Raw genomic sequence first — 21,312 nt, 5'->3', positions numbered from 1 at the left:
CTATGAGCGATACCCTCCGCGACCAGCTGCTGGGCCTGGGCTTCAAGCCTGCGCCCAAGCCCGAGCGCAAGAATGACGCCCCCCGCCGTGACGGCCGCCCGCAGGGCAAGGGTGGCAACGGCAATGGAAAGCCGCAGGGCGCTGGCAAGGGCGAGCACAAGCCCGGCGAGCGCCGTGGGCATGGCCACGGTGGCCCGGGCAAGCCTGGCCAGTCGCGGGGTCCGGGCCAGCAGGGCCCGCGCAAGCCGCGCAGCGCCGAAGAGATGGACCTGGCCAAGGCCTACGCCATCCGGGCTCAGAAGGAAAAGGAAGAGCGCATCGAGACCGAGCGCCTGAAGCAGGAAGAAGCGCGCGTGCGCCGCGAGGCCAAGGCCAAGCTGGAAGAACTGCTGAAGGACAAGGGCCTGAATGCCGAAGCGGCGGACATTGCCCGTCACTTCCCGTACGGCGGCAAGATCAAGCGCATCTATGTGACCGCTGAACAGTTGACCGCGCTCAACGCCGGTGAGCTGGGTGTGGTCCAGCTCAATGGCCGCTACCTGCTGGTGACCGCCGAGGTGCTGGCGCAGGCCGAGGCGGTGTTCGCCGCGTCGGTGGCGCTGAAGGTCGATCCGAATGCGCCGGCCGAGGAAGATCCGTACGCGGACCCGCAATACCAGGTGCCGGACGACCTGGTCTGGTAAGCGCGTGACCGCCGCGGGCGCACTGCCGTTGCGGCCGTGGGGGAAGGGATGACCGCTGATCCAAGCCGCGGCTACGTGCCGCACATTGATGGCCTGCGCGCGATCGCCGTGCTGGCCGTCATCGTGTTCCACCTGGACCCGGCCTGGTTGCCGGGCGGGTTCACCGGCGTGGATGTGTTCTTCGTCATCTCCGGTTTCGTGGTCAGCGCGTCGGTACACCGGCTGCCGCCGTTGTCGCTGGGGCAGTCGATGCTCCGCTTCTATGCGCGCCGGATCCGCCGCATCGCGCCGGCACTGCTGGCCTGCCTGTTGCTGACGGCCGTGGCGAGCGTGCTGTTCATTCCCGAGTCCTGGCTCAGCGAAGCCAGTGACAGGACCGGGCTGATGGCGTTGTTCGGCTTCAGCAACTGGGTGCTGGCGGCGATCGGCAACGATTACTTCGCGCCCAAAGCCGAATTCAATCCCTACACCCATACCTGGTCGCTGGGTGTGGAAGAGCAGTTCTACCTGTTGTTCCCGCTGCTGTTCCTGGCCTGGGCACGCGGCGCACGCGGGCGCTGGATCAGCCTGGGCCTGTTCGCCGTGGTCAGCATGGCGTCGCTGCTGCACGCTGCTGTGCTGGGCCTGCGCGAGGTGCCGCCGTCGTGGGCGTTCTACGCCACCAGCACCCGTCTCTGGCAATTGGGAGTGGGCGTGCTGCTGTTCCAGCTGCTGCACGTGCGCGAGTCGCTGGACCCGGCAACCGGCCAGGCACTGAAGCGCGCTGCGCCGGTGTTCTCCCTGCTGGCCATGGGGGCGCTGGCCCTGCTGGGGTGGGCGCTGTGGTCTGCGCGCGCAGGACGTTCACCGTGGCCTGACGGCCTGCTGCCGGCCTTCGCCACCGCGGGCCTGCTGTGGGCGCTGCATCATCATCCGCAGGCGTGGGTGGCGCGCCTGCTGGCCAGCGCTCCGATGCGCCGCATCGGCCTGCTGTCGTACTCGTTGTATCTGTGGCACTGGCCGGTGTTCGTGCTGATGCGCTGGACCGTGGGCCTGCAGACACCGTTGCAGATGATCGCTGCGGTCGCGCTGGTACTGCTGTTGTCCTGGTTGTCATGGCGCTGGGTGGAACAACCGTTCCGCGGGCCATTGGCGCAGCGCTTGCGCCCTGGGCGCTGGGTGTTGGCTGGCGCGGTCGTGCTGCTGTGTGCGGCCGGCATCCAGACATTGCTCTATCAGCAGGCGCCGCGGCTGTCGCTGAGTACGGTCAGCCGGCATCCGGCCGATTGGTACCCCAATGGCAAGAGCGTGGCAGGTGACTATCCCGATTGCACATTGGTGGCCGCGAAGCATCGTTTCGAAGGCGGTAGTGCGCGGACCTTCGCCCGTGGAAACTGCGACCGCCCGCTGCCGGCCGGTACACCGAAGCGGGTGTTCGTTGCCGGTGATTCGCATGCGATGGCCTCTATCGAACTGCTGCAACGGCTGGCGCTGGAAACCGGCTCGGAGGTGTCCCTCTATGGCCGTGGCGGATGCCCGCAGGTGAGCCTGCAGAAGTGGCGCGGCGCCGGTGCCGGGTGCGCTGATTTCGACGCAGCAGTGTTCGCGGACATCGAGCGGCGTGCGCAGCCGGGAGACGCGGTGGTGCTGGTGTCGCTGCGCGTGCCGCGCCTGTCCGATCAGTTCGTGCTGTTCGATGCACAGGCGCAGCTGGCGGGCGAACTGACTGTGGAAGCGGCGGCAGGGCGTGCGGCCGAAGTGGCCGAGGCGATCACGCAGTGGAGGCCACTGGCCGAGCGTGGTGTGCGCATCGTGCTGGAGGCTCCCAAGCCGGTGCTGCCGGCGCCTCCCTATCGCTGCTCGGACCGCTTCAACGCCCGCAACGAGGTCTGCCGCAACGGCCTGGACAGCACGCGCGAGGCGATGGAAACGCTGCGGGCGCCGATGCTGGGCAGCCTGCAGCAGCTGGTCGATGGCCTGCCGGGCGGCGTGCTGTGGGACCCGATGCCGGTGCTGTGCGACGACGCGCTGTGTCCCGCGCAACGCGATGGCCGCCCGCTGTTCTTCGATGGCGATCATCTCAGCGCGCATGGCAATCGCGTGCTGCTGCCGTCGCTGCTGCAGGTGGTGCTGCAGCGCTGAACCGGAATCGGGTCAGTGCGCGCGGTTGTTCCGTCGCGCACGGATCAGCGGCAGGCTCAGCGCGAAGAAGCACAGCAGGGCGCCGATCAGGGCGAAGCCGCTGCCGGCCAGGAATGCGGTGCGACCGTCGTCGATCTTCCACAGTTGGCCGGCAATGAGTGCGCCGAGCACACCGCCGGCACCGGACGAGAATCCGTACAGCAGCCCCTGGCCATGCCCATTGAGGCGACCGGGGAAGTAGGTCGCCAGCATCTGCATCGCCGCAGCGAAGAACGCCGCAAAGCCCAGCGCGTGCGCGCTCTGCGCCAGCAGCATCACCGGCATGTTTTCCGGGAACAATGCGGTCACGGCCCAGCGCAGGCAGGAACTGACCAGCGCGATCAGCAGCATCCAGCTGGCGTCATAGCGGCGGAAGAAGCGGCCGATGGTGAAGAACACACCCACTTCGAAGACCACACCGATGGTCCACAACAGGCCCAGGGTGGAGGTGCGGTAGCCGTGATGGTCCATGTAGACCGAAAAGAACGTGTAGTACGGGCCGAAAGACAGTTGCTCCATGAAGGCGGCCAGGAAGAATGCCAGCACCGGCGGGCGGCGCACGATCTGCCAGAAGCCGCTGGCGTCGCCGTCGGTCTTGCCGATGCCGCGTGCGTAGTGGTTGCCGAAGGCCGAGGCGACCAGCAGCGCGAACAGTGGCAGCATCATCCACGGCAGCAGCCCGGCGCGGCTGGCCGTGCCGTCCCCTTCGATCAGCCAGCCGAACAGGGTCACGACGGCGATGAAGCCGAGCGAACCCCAGACCCGGATCAACCCGTAGCGATGGCTGTCGTTGCCCAGGTGGGTGAGGGTGATCGACTCGAACTGCGGCATCACCGCGTTGTAGAAGAAGCAGAACACCACCATGGCCGGGTACATCCACGGCTGCGGCAGCGGCAGCAGGAATACCGCGAAGCTGAGCAGGGTCAGCACGCAGCCGATGCGCAGCAGGCGGATCGGTCGCGGTGATGCGGCCGCCAGCGAGGTCCAGGTGCTGGGCGCGATCACGCGGGTGGCATACCACAGGCCCATCATCACGCTGATGGCGGTCACGCTCATGCCGCGCGCGGTCAGGAACAGGCTCCAGTACGGGGTGAACGCGCCCAGCGCCGCGTAGTAGAACAGGTAGAAGCTGGAGAGGCGGGCAACGGGAACGGTCATCGCGGAATGATGAGGCAAAAAGGGGACGGAGGGGATTTAGTCGTTTGTGCATAAGCGACTTAATCCCCTCCGTCCCCTTTTTGTGTCACTCGGGGTCGTAGTCGAGGTTGGAGGCCAGCCAGCGTTCGGCTTGGGCACGGTCCACGCCCTTGCGGCGGGCGTAGTCGCTGACCTGCTCGCGGCTGAGCCGGCCGACCACGAAGTACTGGCTCTGCGGATGGCTGAAGTAGTAGCCCGAAACAGCGGCCGTGGGCAGCATCGCGAAGCTCTCGGTCAACGCCATGCCGGCGTTGGCTTCGGCCTGCAGCAGGTCGAACAGGCAGCGTTTCTCGCTGTGCTCCGGGCAGGCGGGGTAGCCGGGTGCGGGGCGGATGCCGCGGTACTGCTCGTCGATCAGGGCCTCGTTGTCCAGCGTCTCGGTGCGCTCATGGCCCCAGAATTCGGTACGCACGCGCTGGTGCAGGCGCTCGGCCAGCGCCTCGGCGAAGCGGTCGGCGAGGGCCTTCAGCAGGATCGCGTTGTAGTCGTCATGCTCGGCTTCGAAGCGCGCGACGTGCGCGTCGATGCCGATACCGGCAGTGACCGCGAACGCGCCGATCCAGTCCTGCTTGCCGCTGTCGGCGGGCGCGATGAAGTCAGCCAGGCAGAAGTCCGGGCGCTCGGCCGGCTTGTCCACCTGCTGGCGCAGGAAGTGCAGGGTGGTCTCGCCCTGCGGGTGCTTCACTCGCACGTCGTCGCCGATGCTGTTGGCCGGCCACAGGCCGAACACGGCCTTGGCCGTCAGCCACTTCTCGCCGACGATGCGGTCAAGCATCGCGCGGGCATCGCGGTACAGCTCGCTGGCCTGGGTGCCGACGATCTCATCGGTGAGGATGGCCGGGAACTTGCCGGCCAGCTCCCAGGCCTGGAAGAACGGCGTCCAGTCGATATAGTCGACCAGTTCGGCCAGCGGGTAGTCGTCGAATACGTGCAGGCCGGGTTGGTCCGGTGCCGGTGGCGTGTAGCTGTCCCAACCGCCCTGGAACTTCTGCCCGCGGGCATGTTCCAGCGTGACCAGGCGCTTGGCGTCGCCGCGGTTGCGGTGGCGTGCGCGGATCTCCGCGTAGTCCGCTTCATTGGCGGCGACGAAGGCTTCGCGCAGGTCGCGCGAGATCAGCGACTGGGCAACGCCCACCGCGCGCGAGGCATCCTTCACCCACACCGTGGGTGCCTTGTAATGGGGGTCGATCTTCAACGCGGTATGCGCGCGCGAGGTGGTTGCGCCCCCGATCAGCAGCGGCAGGTCGAAGCCCTGGCGCTCCATCTCGCGGGCGACGTGGCTCATCTCCTCCAGCGACGGGGTGATCAGTCCGGACAGGCCGATCAGGTCGGCGTTGTGCTCACGGGCGGCATCGAGGATCTTCTGCGCAGGCACCATCACGCCGAGGTCGACCACCTCGAAGTTGTTGCAGGCCAGGACGACGCCAACAATGTTCTTGCCGATGTCATGTACGTCGCCCTTCACCGTGGCCATGATGATCTTGCCGTTGCTCTTGGCGGTATCACCGCTGCGTGCCTTCTCCGCTTCGATGTACGGCAGCAGGTAGGCCACGGCCTTCTTCATCACGCGCGCGGACTTCACCACCTGCGGCAGGAACATCTTGCCCGCGCCGAACAGGTCGCCGACGATGTTCATCCCGTCCATCAGCGGGCCCTCGATCACGTCCAGCGGGCGGCTGGAGGCCTGCCTGGCCAGTTCCGTGTCTTCCTCCACCCAGGCGTCCAGGCCGTGCACCAGCGCGTGCGCCAGGCGCTGTGCCACCGGCTTGCCGCGCCAGGCCAGGTCTTCAGTCTTCGCTGCGCCCTTCCTGCCCTTGTAGCGCTCGGCGATCTCCAGCAGGCGCTCGGTGGCATCGCGGCGGCGGTTGAGGATCACGTCCTCGACGCGCTCGCGCAGCTCGGGGTCCAGTTCGTCGTAGATCGGCATGGCGCCGGCGTTGACGATGCCCATGTCCATGCCGGCGGCGATGGCGTGGTAGAGGAACACCGAGTGGATGGCCTGACGCACCGTTTCGTTGCCGCGGAACGAGAACGAAACGTTGGAGACTCCGCCGGAGACATGGCAGTGCGGCAGGGTCTGCTTGATGATGCGGGTGGCTTCGATGAAGTCCACCGCATAGTTGTCGTGCTCTTCGATGCCGGTGGCGACGGCGAAGATGTTCGGGTCGAAGATGATGTCCTGGGGCGGGAAGCCGATCTCGTCGACCAGGATGCGGTAGGCGCGGGTGCAGATCTCGACCTTGCGCGCGCAGGTGTCGGCCTGTCCGTTCTCATCGAAGGCCATCACCACCGCAGCGGCACCGTAGCGCAGCACCTTGCGCGCGTGCTCGCGGAACAGCGCCTCGCCTTCCTTCAGCGAGATCGAATTGACCACGCTCTTGCCCTGCAGGCACTTCAGGCCGGCTTCGATCACGCTCCACTTGGAGGAGTCGACCATCACCGGGATGCGGGCGATGTCCGGCTCGGACATGATCAGGTTGAGGTAGCGGGTCATCGCCGCTTCCGAATCGATCAGGCCCTCGTCCATGTTGACGTCGAGGATCTGCGCGCCGCTGGCGACCTGCTGGCGGGCCACGTCCACCGCTTCTTCGTAGCGTCCTTCCTTGATGAGCTTGCGGAACTGTGCGCTGCCGGTGACGTTGGTGCGTTCGCCAACGTTGATGAACAGCAGGTCCGGCGTGATGACCAGGGGTTCCAGGCCGGACAGGCGGGTAGGGCGGACGGGCGTCATGGCAGGCGGCGGCTCAGCGGCAATAGGGCGGAAAGTGCGGGACGGTGGCGGCGATGTTCATGCGGCCTGCTCCTGGACACCGGGCAGGGCGCGCGGCGGGAGCCCGGCCACGGCCTGGGCGATCGCACGGATGTGATCGGGGGTGGAACCGCAGCAGCCACCGACCAGGTTCAACAGGCCATCCTCGGCGAAACCACGCAGGGTGCTGGCCATGTCCTCGGGCGTCTCGTCGTACTCGCCGAAGGCATTGGGCAGGCCTGCGTTGGGATGTGCGCTGACGTAACAGTCGGCGACCTGCGAGAGGGTTTCCACGTGCGGGCGCATCGCATCGGCGCCCAACGCGCAGTTCAGGCCGATCGATAACGGACGCGCATGCGCCAGTGACGCATGGAAGGCCTCGGCGGTCTGCCCGGACAGCGTGCGTCCGGAGGCATCGGTGATGGTGCCGGAGATCATCACCGGCAGGCGTGCGCCACGCGCGTCGAAGGCTTCCTCCAGCGCATACAGCGCCGCCTTGGCATTGAGCGTGTCGAAGATGGTTTCGACCATGAGGGTGTCGGCGCCACCGTCGATCAGGCCCTCGATGGCTTCGCGATAGGTGTCGCGAAGCTCGTCGAAGCTGGTGTTGCGGAAGCCGGGATCATTGACGTCGGGGCTGATCGAGGCGGTGCGGCTGGTCGGGCCGATCACCCCGATGACGAAGCGCGGCTTGCCCGGCGTGGTTGCAGCCACGGCGTCGCAGCAGGTGCGGGCGACCGCAGCACCGGCCTTGTTCAACTCGTACACCAGGTGCTCGAGGTGGTAGTCGGCCTGGCTGACCGAGGTGGCGTTGAAGGTGTTGGTCTCGACCAGGTCCGCGCCGGCGTCCAGATAGGCAGTGTGGATGTCGGCGATGACCTGCGGCCGGGTCAGCAGCAGCAGATCGTTGTTTCCCTTCAGGTCATGGCTTTCCGGCACGGCGTGGTCGCATGCGGGGCCATGCACATGATCGTAGCCACCGGCAAAACGCTCGCCGCGATAATCGTCTTCCTGCAGACCATGGCGCTGGATCATGGTACCCATCGCACCGTCGATGATCAGGATCCGCTCGCGCAGGGCATCGAGCAGGGCGTTGGCACGATCAGGATGCAACCAGGGCAGGGCGGGCATGGCGGTCTCGGGCTCAGGGCTTGTTGGCGATCAGCGAAATCACTTCGAAGTGCGGCGGACGCTTCTCGCGGGTGACCGTCTCCAGGCTGGATACCTGCAGGCCGGCCTTGTCGACGAACTTGCGCAGTTCCTTGTCGCTGAAGCCGAGGTTGACGTGGCCGTAAGCCTCCACCGCCGCCTTGTGCTCGTGGCGGGCCAGGCTGCACAGCAGCAGGCGGCCGCCCGGGCGCAGCACGCGCGCGGCTTCGGTCACCGCCTGCGCTGGTTTGCTGGCGTAGGTCAGCGCGTGCATCAGCACCACCAGGTCGAAGCTGCCGTCCTTGAACGGCAGGGCATGCATGTCACCCTCGCGGACTTCCACATTGGGCAGCCGGCGCAGGCGCTCGCTGGCAGCGGCGACCACGCGCGCGCTGGTATCGATGCAGATGTAGCGCTTGGCGTGGGGCGCGACCAGTTCGGCCAGCACGCCGTCACCGGAGGCGATATCGAGCACGTCGCCGGTTTCCAGCAACGGCAGGGCGGTGCGCGCCAGCGCCTCCCAGGTACGGCCCGGAGAGTAGTGGCGCTCCATGTCGCCGGCCACGCTGTCGGCCCAGTTCTGGTCCGAGGCGCGGTGGGCCAGCACTGCAGCCACCCGCTCGGCATCCTGTCGCAGCAACGGGTCGTCGCTTCCGTTGCTCAAGGCATGCCACAATGCACGCTGCGCCGGGTCCAGCTGGGCCTCGTCGAAGCGGTAGTAGGCCGACACGCCGGCGCGGCGGTCGCGGACCAGGCCGGCTTCCTTCAGGCGCGCCAGGTGGGTGGACACGCGCGGCTGCGCCAGCCGGGTGATCGCCGACAGTTCGGCCACGGTCAGCTCTTCCTGCTCCAGCAGCGCCAGCAGGCGCACGCGGGTGGCATCGGCGAACACCTTCAGGCGGGTCGACCAGTCTTCCAGATCCATAAATATCTACCTATCGCGATATAGAGATATATTCGCCGAGAAGGCCTACCGCGGTCAAGTCGCCAGCGTACGGAAACAGCCGGGCCCCGGTACAATCGGGGCACCTGGGCGCGCCGTATGCAGCCCATAACTTCATGTACCCGGGAGGGTGTTGTGGATTTCAGCTTTACCGAAGAGCAGTTGATGCTGCAGGACGTGGCGCGGCGCATCGCGCAGGAAAAGATCGCCCCCAGCGCGGAGCACCATGACCGCACGGGCGAGTTCCCGCTGGACAACATCCGCCTGCTGGGCGAGAACGGCCTGATGGGCATCGAAGTGCCGACCGAATACGGCGGTGCAGGCATGGACCCGGTGGCGTACGTGCTGGCGATGGTGGAGGTCGCCGCCGCCGACGCAGCCCACTCGACCATCATGTCGGTCAACAACTCGCTGTTCTGCAACGGCATCCTCACCCATGGCAGCGAGCAGCAGAAGCAGACCTACGTGCGTGCCATCGCCGAAGGCGAGGCCATCGGCGCGTTCGCGCTGACCGAGCCGCAGTCCGGTTCGGACGCCACCGCCATGCGCTGCCGTGCGGTGAAGCAGGCCGATGGCACCTTCGTCATCAACGGCAAGAAGAGCTGGATCACCTCCGGCCCGGTGGCCAAGTACATCGTGCTGTTCGCGATGAGCGAGCCGGACAAGGGCGCGCGCGGCATCACCTCCTTCCTGATCGATACCGACAAGGCCGGCTTCGGCCGTGGCAAGACCGAGCCCAAGCTCGGCATCCGCGCTTCGGCCACCTGCGAGATCGAGTTCAACGATTACGTGGCGCAGGCCGAAGACGTGCTGGGCCAGGAAGGCGAGGGCTTCAAGATTGCCATGAGCGTTCTCGATGCCGGCCGCATCGGCATCGCCTCGCAGGCCATCGGCATCGCCCGTGCCGCCTATGAAGCGACCCTGGCGTACGTGAAGGAACGCAAGGCGTTCGGCGCGGCCATCGGCACCTTCCAGATGACCCAGGCCAAGATTGCCGACATGAAGTGCAAGCTGGATGCGGCGCTGCTGCTGACCCTGCGCGCGGCGTGGGTGAAGGGCCAGGGCAAGCGCTTCAGCAATGAAGCGGCCATTGCCAAGCTGACCGCTTCGGAAGCAGCGATGTGGATCACCCACCAGGCCGTGCAGATCCACGGTGGCATGGGCTATTCCAAGGAAATGCCGCTGGAGCGCTATTTCCGTGATGCCAAGATCACCGAGATCTACGAAGGCACCTCGGAAATCCAGCGCCTGGTGATCGCCCGCAACGAGACCGGGCTGCGCTGAGTTGCATGGCCGCGCCGCTGCAACGGCGGCGCGGCCAGTAGATCCACGGCATGCGTGGATACACGGTCCACTTGGCCGAGCGATACCCGATCTGTTCCAATGCAGGCCGTTTTTACGCGGTCTGCAAATATGATCTATCGTGGTTGGGGATTCATGACGCTGGTGACGCCGATTGCAGCCATCCTGCTGCTGGCGTACTTCTTCCCGCATGAAGGCTCCAAGGGCAACACGCCGCTGGCGCAGGTTCTGTTGGGTGCAGGCATCGGCGCAGCGGTGAACGTACTGCTGGGTCTGTTGCTCAATCGTGCGCCCCGGCAGAAGGGCGAGGTCGCACCCCATCATTTCTTCTTTGTGCCGATGCAATGGGCTGCACTGGTGATCGTGGCGGTGTGCGCAGTAGTTGCGCTGCTGCGCTGAGACGTAGCGCCTACAGCCCTGTAGGTGCCAACCTTGGTTGGCACGAATCGAAGAGCGCCAACCAAGGTTGGCATCTACCAGATGGCAAAGAAAAAAGGCCCCGGATCGCTCCGGGGCCTTTCTCGTTTCAGCTTACCACCGGATCAACGATCCGGGCGGTGGGCGGATTCCGCATCGCGCTGGCGCTCCATGAACTCCTTGGACGGCTCATCCAGCTTGTCACCCAGCATGCGGCGCACGACCACGAAGAACACCGGGATCATCAGCAGGCCCAGCAGGGTGGCGAACAGCATGCCGCCGATCACGCCGGTACCGATGGCGTGGCGGGAGTTGGCGCCGGCGCCGGTGGAGATCGCCATCGGGATCACGCCCATGATGAACGCGAACGAGGTCATCAGGATCGGGCGGAAGCGCAGGCGGGCCGCCTCGATGGTGGCATCGCGCAGGTTCTTGCCTGCTGCGCGCTGCTCCACCGCGAACTCCACGATCAGGATCGCGTTCTTCGCCGCCAGGCCGATCACGGTGATCAGGCCGATCTTGAAGAACAGATCGTTGGGCAGGCCGCGCAGCATCGACAGGCCGAGGGCACCGAGCACGCCCAGCGGCACGACCAGCAGCACCGCCACCGGGATCGACCAGCTTTCGTACAGGGCCGCCAGGCACAGGAACACCACCACGATCGACAGCACCAGCAGCAGCGTTGCGGCGTTGCCGGCCAGGATTTCCTGGTAGGACATGCCGGACCAGTCGTAGCCGAAGCCGGCCGGCAGGTCGTCGTTGACGATGCTCTCCATGGTCTGCATCGCTTCACCCGAGCTGGTGCCCGGGGCCTGCGAGCCGACGATGTTGATCGCCGAGTAGCCGTTGTAGCGGCTCAGCGACGGCGGTGCCGACACCCATTCGGACTTGACCACCGTGTTCAGCGGGATCATCGCGTTGGTGCCGTCAGCATTGGTGGTCAGGCTGGACGGGCTGTAGAAGCTCTTCAGCGACTCCTGGCCGGTGCGGTACGGGCCATCGGCCTGCATGGTCACGCGCTTGATGCGGCCTTCGTAGAAGAAGTCGTTGACGTACACCGGGGCGAGCATCAGCTGGATGGTGCTGTAAACGTCCGACACCGACATGCCCATCGACTGCGCCTGCACGCGGTCCACGTGCAGCTGCAGCTGCGGGGCGTTTTCCAGCCCGTTCGGACGCACGCCGACCAGTGCCTCGGGCTTCTGCGCTGCGTTGCCGAGCAGGATGTTGCGCGCCTGGGTCAGCTGCTCGTAGCCGGCACCGCTGCGGTCCTGCAGCCACATGTCGAAGCCGCCGAACTGGCCGAGACCCTGTACGGTGGGCAGGTTGACCACGAAGATCTGCGCTTCCTTGATGCCATAGAACGCGCCGTTCATGTTCTGGATGAACTCGGGTGCGGTGAACTTGCGTTCCTCCCACGGCTTCAGGCGGATGAAGCCCATGCCCACGTTCTCGCCGGAACCGACGAAGCTGAAACCGGCCACCTGCAGCATGCCTTCATAGCCATCCTGCTTTTCCAGGATGCCACGCATCTGCGCGAACACTTCGTTGGTCTGGCCCTTGGTCGAGCCCGGCGGCAGCTGCACGATCGCCAGCGCATAGCCCTGGTCTTCTTCCGGCAGGAAGCTGCCCGGCATGCGGGTGAACAGGAAGCCGCACAGCGCGGTCAGCACCACGAACAGGATCATCCAGCGCGGCGCATGGCGCACCGCCGAGGTGATGTGGCCCACATAGGTGTGGCTGATCTTGTCGTAGTACTTGTTGAAGGTACGGTAGACGATGTTCGGGTTGTCGTTGTGCGTCGGCTTGAGGAAGGTCGCGCACAGCGCCGGGGTGAAGCCCAGTGCCAGGAACGCCGAGAACGCCATCGAGATGGCGATGGTCAGCGCGAACTGCTTGTAGATCTCACCGGCGGCACCACCCTGCAGGGCGGACGGGATGAACACCGCGGCCAGCACGACGGTGATCGCCACCACCGCGCCGGTGATCTGGGTCATCGCCTTCTGCGTGGCCGGCTTCGGCGCCAGCCCTTCCTCGGTCATGATGCGTTCGACGTTCTCGATCACCACGATCGCGTCATCGACCACGATGCCGATCGCCAGCACCATCGCGAACAGGGTCAGCTGGTTGATCGTGAAGCCGATCATCCACATGCCCAGGAAGGTACCGAGCAGGGCCACCGGGATGACCAGGGTCGGGATCAGGGTAGCGCGGAAGTTCTGCAGGAAGATCAGCATCACCAGGAACACCAGCAACACGGCCTCGAACAGGGTCTTGACCACTTCCTGGATGGAGATCTTGACGAAGGTCGTGCTGTCGTACGGCGAGAACCAGGTCACGCCGGCCGGGAAGCTGGGCTGCAGCTCGTCCATCTTGGCGCGCACCGCATCAGCCACGTTCAGGGCGTTGGCGCCCGGCAGCAGCTGGATGGCGAAGGCGCCGGTCGGCTTGCCGTTGTACTGCGTGTCGAAGCCGTAATTGTTGGCGCCGAACGCAACGCGTGCGATGTCCTTCAGCAGCACGCGCGAGCCGTCAGCGTTGGCGCGCAGGATGATGTTCTCGAATTCCTGCGGCGAGCTGAAGCGGCCTTCGGCCGAGACCGTGGCGGTGAAGTGCTGGCCTTCCGGCGACGGGTCCGAACCCAGCGCACCGGCGGCGAACTGCACGTTCTGCGCGCGTACCGCGGCCAGTACCTGGCTGGCCGACAGGCCGTAGCCCTGCATCTTTTCCGGGTTCAGCCAGATGTTCATGGCGTACTCGGAACCGAACTGCTGGGTGCTGCCGACGCCGGGGATACGCGAGACCTGGTCGAGCACCCGCGAGCCGACGATGTCGTTCAGGGCGTCACGGTTGATGGCCGGCGTATCGGACTGCAGCGCGATCACCATCAGGAAGCCGGCGTTGGCCTTGGCCACCACCACGCCCTGCTGGGTCACTTCCGAAGGCAGTCGTGGCGTGGCCAGCGAGACCTTGTTCTGCACCTGCACCTGGGCGATGTCCGGATCGGTACCGGTCTCGAAGGTCAGGGTGATCTGCGCGCGGCCGTTGGAGGCGGACGAGGAGCTGAAGTACAGCAGGTGATCGATGCCGGTCAGCTGCTGCTCGATCACCTGGGTGACCGATTTCTCAGTGGTGTCCGCACTGGCGCCCGGGTAGGTCGCCGAGACGGTGACCTGCGGCGGGGCGATGTTGGGATAGGACTCCACGCCCAGGTTGAGGATCGCGATCACGCCGCTGAGCGAGATCAGGATCGCAACCACCCAGGCGAAGACTGGATGTTCGATGAAAAATTTAGGCATGACGGAAGGTTCCCGTTACTGCTTGTTCGAATCGGTGGCGGCCGGCTTGGCCGCATCGGCCTGCTCGGGCTTGGCCGCGTCGGCCGGTGCCTTGCCTGCGGCCGGTGCTGCGCCCGCCGGAGCGGCGCCGCCTGCGGCAGGCTTGCCGTTGGCGTCCTGCCCCGGGGTCCACGGCTTGGCCACCGCCGGTGCACCTTCCTTGACCTTCTGTACGCCGGCCACGATCACCTTGTCGCCGGCGGCCAGGCCGTCGCTGACCAGCCAGTTGCCGTTCTGCGCGCCATCGGTCTTCACGTTCTTGCGCGCGACCTTGCCGTCGGCGCCGACCACCATCACGTAGCCGCCGGTGGTGTCGCGCAGCAGGGCCTGCTGCGGTACCAGGAAGGCATTGTTGCGTTCGCCCAGGTTGGCCTGGAAGCTGACGAAGGCGCCCGGCAGCAGGATCTGCTGCGGGTTCGGCAGCAACGCACGCAACGACACCGCACCGGTGGCCGGGTCGACCGTGGTCGAGGAGAAGTCCAGGGTGCCCGGCTCGCTGTAGGTGCTGCCATCGGCCAGCTTGACGTTGACCGTGGCCTTGCCGTCGCCCGACAGCGCCAGCGCGCCCTTGGCCTGCTGCGCGCGCAGCTGGGTCAGTTCATCCACGCTCAGCGAGAAGTTCACGTACAGCGGGTCGAGCTGGTCGACGGTGGTCAGCAGGGTCACATCGCCCTGGCCGACCAGCGCACCTTCGGTGACCTGCTGCTTGTTGGCCACGCCGCTGATCGGTGCGGTCACTTCGGTGTAGCCCAGGCTGATGCGCGAAGAGGTCACCGCCGCTTCGGCCTGCTTGACCGCGGCCAGCGCGGTGCGCTCGGCCGATTCGGCGTTGTCCAGGTCGGCCTTGGAGACGAACTGCTGCGGCGCCAGCGAACGTGCGCGGTCGGCGGCGACCTTGGCGTTGGCGTAGCTCGCGCGGGCCGAGGCCAGCTGCGCTTCGGAGGCATTGAGCGAGGCACGCAACGGCGCCGGGTCGATCAGGAACAGGGTCTGGCCCTGCTTGACCTGCGAGCCTTCCTGGTAGACGCGCTTGAGCAGCACGCCGGGCACGCGTGCGCGGACGTCGGCGCTGCGGAACGGCGACAGGCGGCCGACCAGCTCGCGCTGCAGCGGCAAGGTCTGCGGCTTGGCGTCGATCACGCCTACCTCCGGCGGCGGGGGCGTCTGCTGTTCCGGCTTCTTGCAGGCAGCCAGAGCGACAGCAACGGCGCACGTCAAGGCAAGGGTGCGGAGTGGGGCGGTCATCAGGAGGAACTCCGGGGTTGGTTTGTAGACGGGGCCGGCGACGGCCGTGGCGCGAACGCGCGCAGGAAGCTGTCGACGGAGAACTCTGCCCAGCGCCGACGCAAGAGCGCGTCATCACGATGGGGGGTATGGAAGCGCTGTTTGTCGAAATCCTGACCGGCGATCATGCTCAGCAGCAGTTCGGCCATGAAGTGCGGGTCGTCATGCCGGAGCTGGCCTCGCATGCAAACGGTTTCAATCCATTCAGCAAGATGAAGCGTCAGCGCGCCGGCACCGTGCCGGTACAGCGTACGCGCCTCTTCGGGAAACTGGGCCGCCTCGGCCGCAATCAGCCGGCAGGCCTGTCCTACGTGCGCTTGGTTGAAATGCTCCAGGAAGTCGGTGGCGAACTGGAGCAGGCTGGCACGCAGGTCGTCACCGCGGAGTGCACGCAGCATGGCCCCGGTGGCGTGGCCGACGTGGCGCTGCATCACCCGGCGCAGCAGTTCCTGCTTGCTGCCGTAGCGCGAGTACAGGGTCTGCTTGGAGCAGCCGGCATGCTGGGCCACCGCGTCCATGCTCATCTGCATGCCCTGCTGGGCCAGCAGTTCGCGCACGGCATCGAACACGCGCTCATCGCGCGCGTCGAGGGCAACGGGGAGGTAGGCCGGGTTCACGCGGTGGACTATACCGTCCAGTTCAGGATTGTGGAATCGCATCTGCGTCGCCGCGTGTGTCTTCCGGTAACACGTTTTGCCGATCCTGTCGGCAGTGCTGAAACAGGCGCCAGCTCCATACCGGAGCGAACTGAATAGGCGTCTAAACCGCAGCAAACCCGAATCTGGTTATTCCGTCCTGCAGCAAGGCCTTTTCGTGCGGTAGGGCTACAATTTCATTTTCCCAACTGAGCAAGCGCATCGCTCTGCCATGAAACCGCAAAAAACCGCCGCCAAGACCGTGAAAAACAAGACCAAACCAGCAGAGTCGGAGGTCGCAGTGACCGCTGGTTTCTCCCTGGAGCCGGTGTACACGGCATTGCGCAAGCGTTACCCCGCGGCCGCACAGGCCGAAGCAGTGGCCTTCGCCACTGACTTCTACAAGCGCATGGAGTCGGACGAGTTCCCGCACCACAGCGCTGAAGAGTGGGCCGCTCTCGCGGCTGAGACGCTGGAATTCGCCCGCGCCCGCAAGGCCGGCAAGGCCAACGTCCGCGTGTTCAATCCGACCGCGAAGGCCAACGGTTGGGAATCGCCGCACACCGTGCTGCAGGTCGTCAACGACGACATGCCGTTCCTGGTTGACACTGTCACCATGTCGCTGGCCGAGCAGGGCGTGGGTGTCCACGTGCTGGGCCACCCGGTGCTGCGCTTCACCCGCGACAAGGCCGGCAAGCTGGTCAAGGTCGGCGAAGGTGATGCCGAGTCGGTGATGCTGCTGGAAATCGACCGCCAGCCGGCTGAAGCCATGGCCGCCATCGAGCAGGCCATCAACAAGGCGCTGGATGAAGTGCGCGCGATCGTGCGCGACTGGCAGCCGATGAAGGACAAGGCGCTGGCGCTGGCCGACGACCTGGGCAGCCGCCAGCTGCCGGTCGACGACGCGTCGCGCAAGGAAGCACAGGAATTCCTGCGCTGGGCCGCCGACAACCACTTCACCTTCTTCGGCTACCGCGAGTACCGCGTCGAGAAGCAGGGCAAGGAAGAAGTGCTCGCGCCGCTGAACGACACCGGCCTGGGCCTGATGCGCGGCAAGGACAAGTCCGCCGCCCGCCCGGTCAAGACCCTGGCCGCGCAGGGCCTGAACACCACGTCCGGTCTGAAGGACGCGCTGATCCTGACCAAGACCAATGCCCGCTCGCGCGTGCACCGCGCCGGCTACATGGACTACATCGGCGTGCTGGAATTCGACGCCAAGGGCAAGATCATCGGCGAGCAGCGCTTCCTCGGCCTGTTCACGTCCAGTGCCTACAACCGTCGCCCGTGGGAAATCCCGCTGGTGCGCCAGCGCCACGAGCACGTGATGAAGCAGTCGGGACTGGCCCCGGCCAGCCACAGCGGCAAGGCCCTGCGCCACATCCTGGAAACCCTGCCGCGCGAAGAACTGTTCCAGTCCAGCGAGGACGAACTGTTCCGCACCGCGATGGGCGTGCTGGGCCTGCAGGAGCGCGTGCGCAGCCGCCTGTTCCTGCGCCGTGACAAGTACAGCCGTTTCATCTCCGCGCTGGTCTACCTGCCGCGCGAACGCTTCAACACCGACGTGCGCCTGCGCATCGAAGCGATGTTGAAGGACGCGCTGCATGGGGAGTACGTCGACAGCTCGGTGGTGCTGGGCGAATCGCCGCTGGCCCAGGTGCACCTGATCGTGCGTCCGAAGCCGGGTGAAATGCTCGACGTCGATACCGCCGAACTGGAGCAGAAGCTGGCCCAGGTGCTGCGCAACTGGCAGGACGACCTGCGCGAAGCGCTGGTGACCCGCCATGGCGAGACCGAAGGCCTGCGCATCGCCGCCCGTATCGGCAAGGCACTGCCGGCCGGTTACATCGAAGACAACAGCACCGCGGTTGCCGCCAACGATGTCAGCCAGCTCGACGCCCTGACCGGCCCGGACGACCTGCGCCTGAGCCTGCAGGCCGTGCCGCGCGAAAGCGGCGATGGCCTGCGCCTGAAGCTGTATCGCCAGCTGGACGACATTCCGCTGTCGGACGCGCTGCCGATGATGGAAAACATGGGCCTGCGCGTGATCGCCGAGCGTCCGTACCGCCTGTCGGTCGATAACGCCCCGGTGTACGTGCAGGACTTCGAGGTCGAGTCGACCGCCGGCGCGATCGATGCCGCCAGCGTCGATGAAGCCTTCGGCGAGACCTTTGCACGCGTCTGGCACGGCGATGCCGAAAACGATGGTTTCAACCGCCTGGTGCTGGCTGCCGGCCTGCACTGGCGCCAGGTCGCCATGCTGCGTGGCTACTGCAAGTACCTGCTGCAGACCGGCGTGCCGTTCTCGCAGGCTTACGTGGAAGGCACCTTCGCGCGCTACCCGTTGCTGGCCCGCCTGCTGGTCGAGCTGTTCGAAGCCCGCTTCGATCCGGCCACCGGCCACGAAAGCAAGGACGACATCGCGGCCGGCCAGGCCCAGCTGAAGGCCCACTTCGATGTGCTGGCTGCTGGCGACGATGCCACCCTGAAGGTGCTCAAGACCGTGGTCGATGCCCGCAAGGGTGACCGCAACGCACAGATGCAGGCCGCGCGCGATGCGCTGCTGAAGCTGATGGACCGCGTGTCGAGCCTGGACGAGGACCGCATCCTGCGTTCGTTCATGGGCGTGATCGACGCGACCCTGCGTACCAGCTACTACCAGACCGATGCCAACGGCCAGCACGGCCATGTCATCAGCTTCAAGTTCGATTCGGCGCTGGTGCCGGACCTGCCGAAGCCGCGTCCGTACCGCGAAATCTTCGTCTACGGCCCGCGCGTGGAAGGTACCCACCTGCGCTTCGGCGCGGTCGCCCGTGGCGGCCTGCGCTGGTCGGACCGTCGCGAAGACTTCCGTACCGAAGTGCTGGGCCTGGTCAAGGCACAGATGGTCAAGAACACCGTGATCGTGCCGGTCGGCGCGAAGGGCGGCTTCTTCGCCAAGACCCCGCCGGTGAACGGCGACCGCGACGCGATCTTCGCCAACGGCGTGGCCTGCTACAAGCTGTTCATCCAGGGCCTGCTGGACATCACCGACAACATCGTCAACAACAAGATCGTGCCGCCGGTGGATGTCGTGCGCCACGACATGGACGATCCGTACCTGGTGGTGGCCGCCGACAAGGGCACCGCGACCTTCTCCGACATCGCCAACGGCCTGGCCATCGCCCACGGCTTCTGGATGGGCGATGCGTTCGCCTCCGGTGGTTCGGTCGGTTACGACCACAAGGGCATGGGCATCACCGCACGCGGTGCGTGGGAGTCGGTCAAGCGCCACTTCCGTGCGCTCGGCCGCGACAGCCAGAGCCAGGACTTCACCGCGGTCGGCGTCGGCGACATGTCCGGCGACGTGTTCGGCAACGGCATGCTGCTGTCGCGCCACATCCGCCTGGTCGCTGCGTTCGACCACCGGCACATCTTCCTGGACCCGAACCCGGATGCGGCCACCACGTTCGTTGAACGTGAGCGCCTGTTCACCGTGCCGCGTTCGAGCTGGGCGGACTACGATGCCAAGCTGATCAGCAAGGGCGGCGGCGTGTACCCGCGCAGCCTGAAGTCGATCGAGATCACCCCGCAGGTGCGCGAAGCGCTGGGCCTGGACGAAAACGTCAAGGCGCTGTCGCCGAACGATCTGATGAGCGCGATCCTGAAGGCGCCGGTCGACCTGCTGTGGAACGGCGGCATCGGTACCTACGTGAAGGCCGCCAGCGAGCAGCACAGCGATGTCGGCGACCGCGCCAACAACGCGCTGCGCGTGAACGGTGGCGAGCTGCGCTGCAAGGTGGTGGGCGAGGGCGGCAACCTGGGCATGACCCAGCTGGGCCGTATCGAAGCCGCGCAGGCTGGCGTGCTGCTCAATACCGACTTCATCGACAACTCGGCCGGTGTTGATACTTCCGACCATGAAGTCAACATCAAGATCCTGCTCAACGATGTGGTGCGGGCCAAGAAGCTGACCGTCGAGCAGCGCAACAAGCTGCTGGCCTCGATGACCGATGAAGTCGCCGAGCTGGTGCTCAACGACAACTACCGCCAGAACCAGGCGCTGAGCCTGATGGAGCGGATGGCGGTCAAGCGCCTGGGCTCCAAGCAGCACTTCATCCGTACCCTGGAACAGCAGGGCCTGCTCGATCGCCAGATCGAGTTCCTGCCGTCCGATGCCGAGCTGTCGCAGCGCAAGGCACGCGGCCAGGGCCTGACCCGTCCGGAACTGTCGGTGCTGCTGTCGTACTCCAAGCTGGTGGCGTTCGCCCAGCTGCTGGATTCGGACATCCCCGAAGATCCGTACCTGTCCAAGGAACTGCAGCGTTACTTCCCGACCCCGCTGCAGAAGAAGTACGCCGACGCAATGGAGCGTCACCGCCTGAAGCGCGAAATCATCGCCACGGCCGTGACCAACCAGACCATCAACCGCATGGGCGCCACCTTCCTGATGCGCATGCAGGAAGACACCGGTCGTTCCATCGCCGAGGTCGCCAAGGCCTACACCATCAGCCGTGAAACGCTGGATGCACGCGCGCTGTGGGCGCAGATCGATGCGCTCGACGGCAAGGTGCCGGAGTCGGTGCAGATCGACGCACTGGAAGTGATCTGGAAGCTGCAGCGTTCGTTCGTGCGCTGGCTGCTGTCGCGCCCGGGTGCGATGCCGGGCATCACCGAAGCGGTCAACCGCTACCAGGGTCCGTTCAACGACATCCGCGTTGCTTCGGGCGTGCTGCCGGATTCGCAGCGTCCGACCTACGAAGCCCTGGTGGCCGAGTGGAAGGAAAAGGGCCTGCCGTCCGCGCTGGCGCAGCAGCTTGCCGAACTGCACTTCCTGGAGCCGGCGTTCGACATCATCGAACTGGCCCGTACCCGCAAGCTGAAGCCGGTGGACGTGTCCAAGGTCCACTTCCGCCTGGGCGATGCCCTGCAGCTGCCGTGGCTGTTCGAGCAGGTCGACGCGCTGGAGGTCAACGGCCGCTGGCACGCCGTGGCACGGGGCGTGCTGCGTGACGAGCTGGCCGCCAACCACCGCAACCTGGCCGGCCAGGTGCTGGGCACCAAGGGCAGCAGTGCTGAAGCGAAGGTGGCGGCCTGGATGGGTCGCGACGACAACAGCCTGCGCTTCACCCTGGCGATGCTGGCCGAACTGGCCGAGCAGAAGACCCTGGACTACCCGACCGTTTCGGTCGCGGTCCAGCGCCTGGGCCAGCTGGCCGCGCATGGTGCGTAAGCGCATTCGCGCTGACGCCCCACGGTTTGCTCTGCAAACCGTGGGCCCCATGCCAACCATGCTCCCAGACCCCCGCGCCGTTGGCGCGCCCCCCTGACTCAGGGGGGCTCTTGATCTGCAGCAGTTGGAGGAACGGCCCCGCGAAAGCGGGGCCGTTCTGTTTCTGCCTGTTTTTCTGCGATCACTGACCCGACGCCGGTCATCCGCCCTGCGGGGTCCAATGCCCGGCGCTCGGTTATGCTCTCC

12 protein-coding genes are annotated in these 21,312 nt (G+C 66.1%); 5 read left to right on the top strand and 7 right to left on the bottom strand.

What is annotated here, in order from left to right:
• Positions 1-2 precede the first annotated feature (2 nt).
• Together B9Y82_RS11390 and B9Y82_RS11385 are read left to right on the top strand one after the other, a co-directional pair.
• Positions 3-683: a DUF2058 domain-containing protein gene (locus B9Y82_RS11390; protein ID WP_100473311.1), complete on the top strand. Its 681-nt coding sequence runs from the start codon at positions 3-5 to the stop codon at positions 681-683.
• A 48-nt stretch (positions 684-731) separates the two neighbouring features.
• On the top strand, positions 732-2,804 hold the full coding sequence (locus B9Y82_RS11385; protein WP_100473310.1) for an acyltransferase family protein: 2,073 nt from the start codon (positions 732-734) through the stop codon (positions 2,802-2,804).
• A 12-nt stretch (positions 2,805-2,816) separates the two neighbouring features.
• Here B9Y82_RS11385 and B9Y82_RS11380 read toward each other — a convergent pair whose 3' ends face one another.
• The 4 genes from B9Y82_RS11380 to B9Y82_RS11365 all read right to left on the bottom strand — a co-directional run bounded on the left by B9Y82_RS11380 (position 2,817) and on the right by B9Y82_RS11365 (position 8,863).
• Complete coding sequence (locus B9Y82_RS11380; protein ID WP_100473309.1) at positions 2,817-4,001, bottom strand: MFS transporter; 1,185 nt, start codon at positions 3,999-4,001, stop codon at positions 2,817-2,819.
• A gap of 85 nt (positions 4,002-4,086) precedes the next feature.
• Positions 4,087-6,771, bottom strand: coding sequence for a methionine synthase (metH, locus tag B9Y82_RS11375; protein WP_100473308.1), 2,685 nt, complete (start codon positions 6,769-6,771; stop codon positions 4,087-4,089).
• A gap of 57 nt (positions 6,772-6,828) precedes the next feature.
• Positions 6,829-7,920 carry a homocysteine S-methyltransferase family protein gene (locus B9Y82_RS11370; RefSeq protein WP_100473307.1) on the bottom strand — a complete coding sequence of 364 codons (1,092 nt, stop codon included), beginning with the start codon at positions 7,918-7,920 and terminating at the stop codon, positions 6,829-6,831.
• Positions 7,921-7,933: 13 nt separating this feature from the next.
• Positions 7,934-8,863 (bottom strand): ArsR/SmtB family transcription factor, encoded by a 930-nt coding sequence (locus B9Y82_RS11365; RefSeq protein ID WP_014037755.1) that lies wholly within the window; start codon positions 8,861-8,863, stop codon positions 7,934-7,936.
• 153 nt (positions 8,864-9,016) lie between these two features.
• On the opposite strand from B9Y82_RS11365, the gene B9Y82_RS11360 reads away from it, so the two are divergent.
• Together B9Y82_RS11360 and B9Y82_RS11355 are read left to right on the top strand one after the other, a co-directional pair.
• Complete coding sequence (locus tag B9Y82_RS11360; RefSeq protein ID WP_100473306.1) at positions 9,017-10,165, top strand: acyl-CoA dehydrogenase family protein; 1,149 nt, start codon at positions 9,017-9,019, stop codon at positions 10,163-10,165.
• Between the two features lie 129 nt (positions 10,166-10,294).
• Positions 10,295-10,582 carry a hypothetical protein gene (locus B9Y82_RS11355; protein ID WP_100473305.1) on the top strand — a complete coding sequence of 96 codons (288 nt, stop codon included), beginning with the start codon at positions 10,295-10,297 and terminating at the stop codon, positions 10,580-10,582.
• A 143-nt stretch (positions 10,583-10,725) separates the two neighbouring features.
• On the opposite strand, the gene B9Y82_RS11350 is transcribed toward B9Y82_RS11355, so the two are convergent.
• From B9Y82_RS11350 to B9Y82_RS11340, 3 genes are read right to left on the bottom strand one after another with little or no spacing between them, the layout of a single operon-like run.
• Positions 10,726-13,899, bottom strand: a complete 3,174-nt coding sequence (locus B9Y82_RS11350; RefSeq protein WP_100473304.1) for a multidrug efflux RND transporter permease subunit — start codon at positions 13,897-13,899, stop codon at positions 10,726-10,728.
• A 15-nt stretch (positions 13,900-13,914) separates the two neighbouring features.
• Positions 13,915-15,183: an efflux RND transporter periplasmic adaptor subunit gene (locus tag B9Y82_RS11345; RefSeq protein WP_100473303.1), complete on the bottom strand. Its 1,269-nt coding sequence runs from the start codon at positions 15,181-15,183 to the stop codon at positions 13,915-13,917.
• Positions 15,183-15,839 carry a TetR/AcrR family transcriptional regulator gene (locus B9Y82_RS11340; RefSeq protein ID WP_100473302.1) on the bottom strand — a complete coding sequence of 219 codons (657 nt, stop codon included), beginning with the start codon at positions 15,837-15,839 and terminating at the stop codon, positions 15,183-15,185. Before B9Y82_RS11340 ends, B9Y82_RS11345 begins: the two co-directional genes overlap by 1 nt.
• Positions 15,840-16,089: 250 nt before the next feature.
• Between B9Y82_RS11340 and B9Y82_RS11335 the strand changes: the two genes are divergently transcribed.
• Positions 16,090-21,066 carry an NAD-glutamate dehydrogenase gene (locus B9Y82_RS11335; protein ID WP_100473301.1) on the top strand — a complete coding sequence of 1,659 codons (4,977 nt, stop codon included), beginning with the start codon at positions 16,090-16,092 and terminating at the stop codon, positions 21,064-21,066.
• Positions 21,067-21,312 lie beyond the last annotated feature (246 nt).

It is taken from the genome of Stenotrophomonas maltophilia, from assembly GCF_002799155.1.
Taxonomy (GTDB): domain Bacteria; phylum Pseudomonadota; class Gammaproteobacteria; order Xanthomonadales; family Xanthomonadaceae; genus Stenotrophomonas; species Stenotrophomonas maltophilia_R.
The sequence above is the reverse complement of the archived record's forward strand: the minus strand, read 5'-3'. Positions and strand labels throughout refer to the sequence as shown.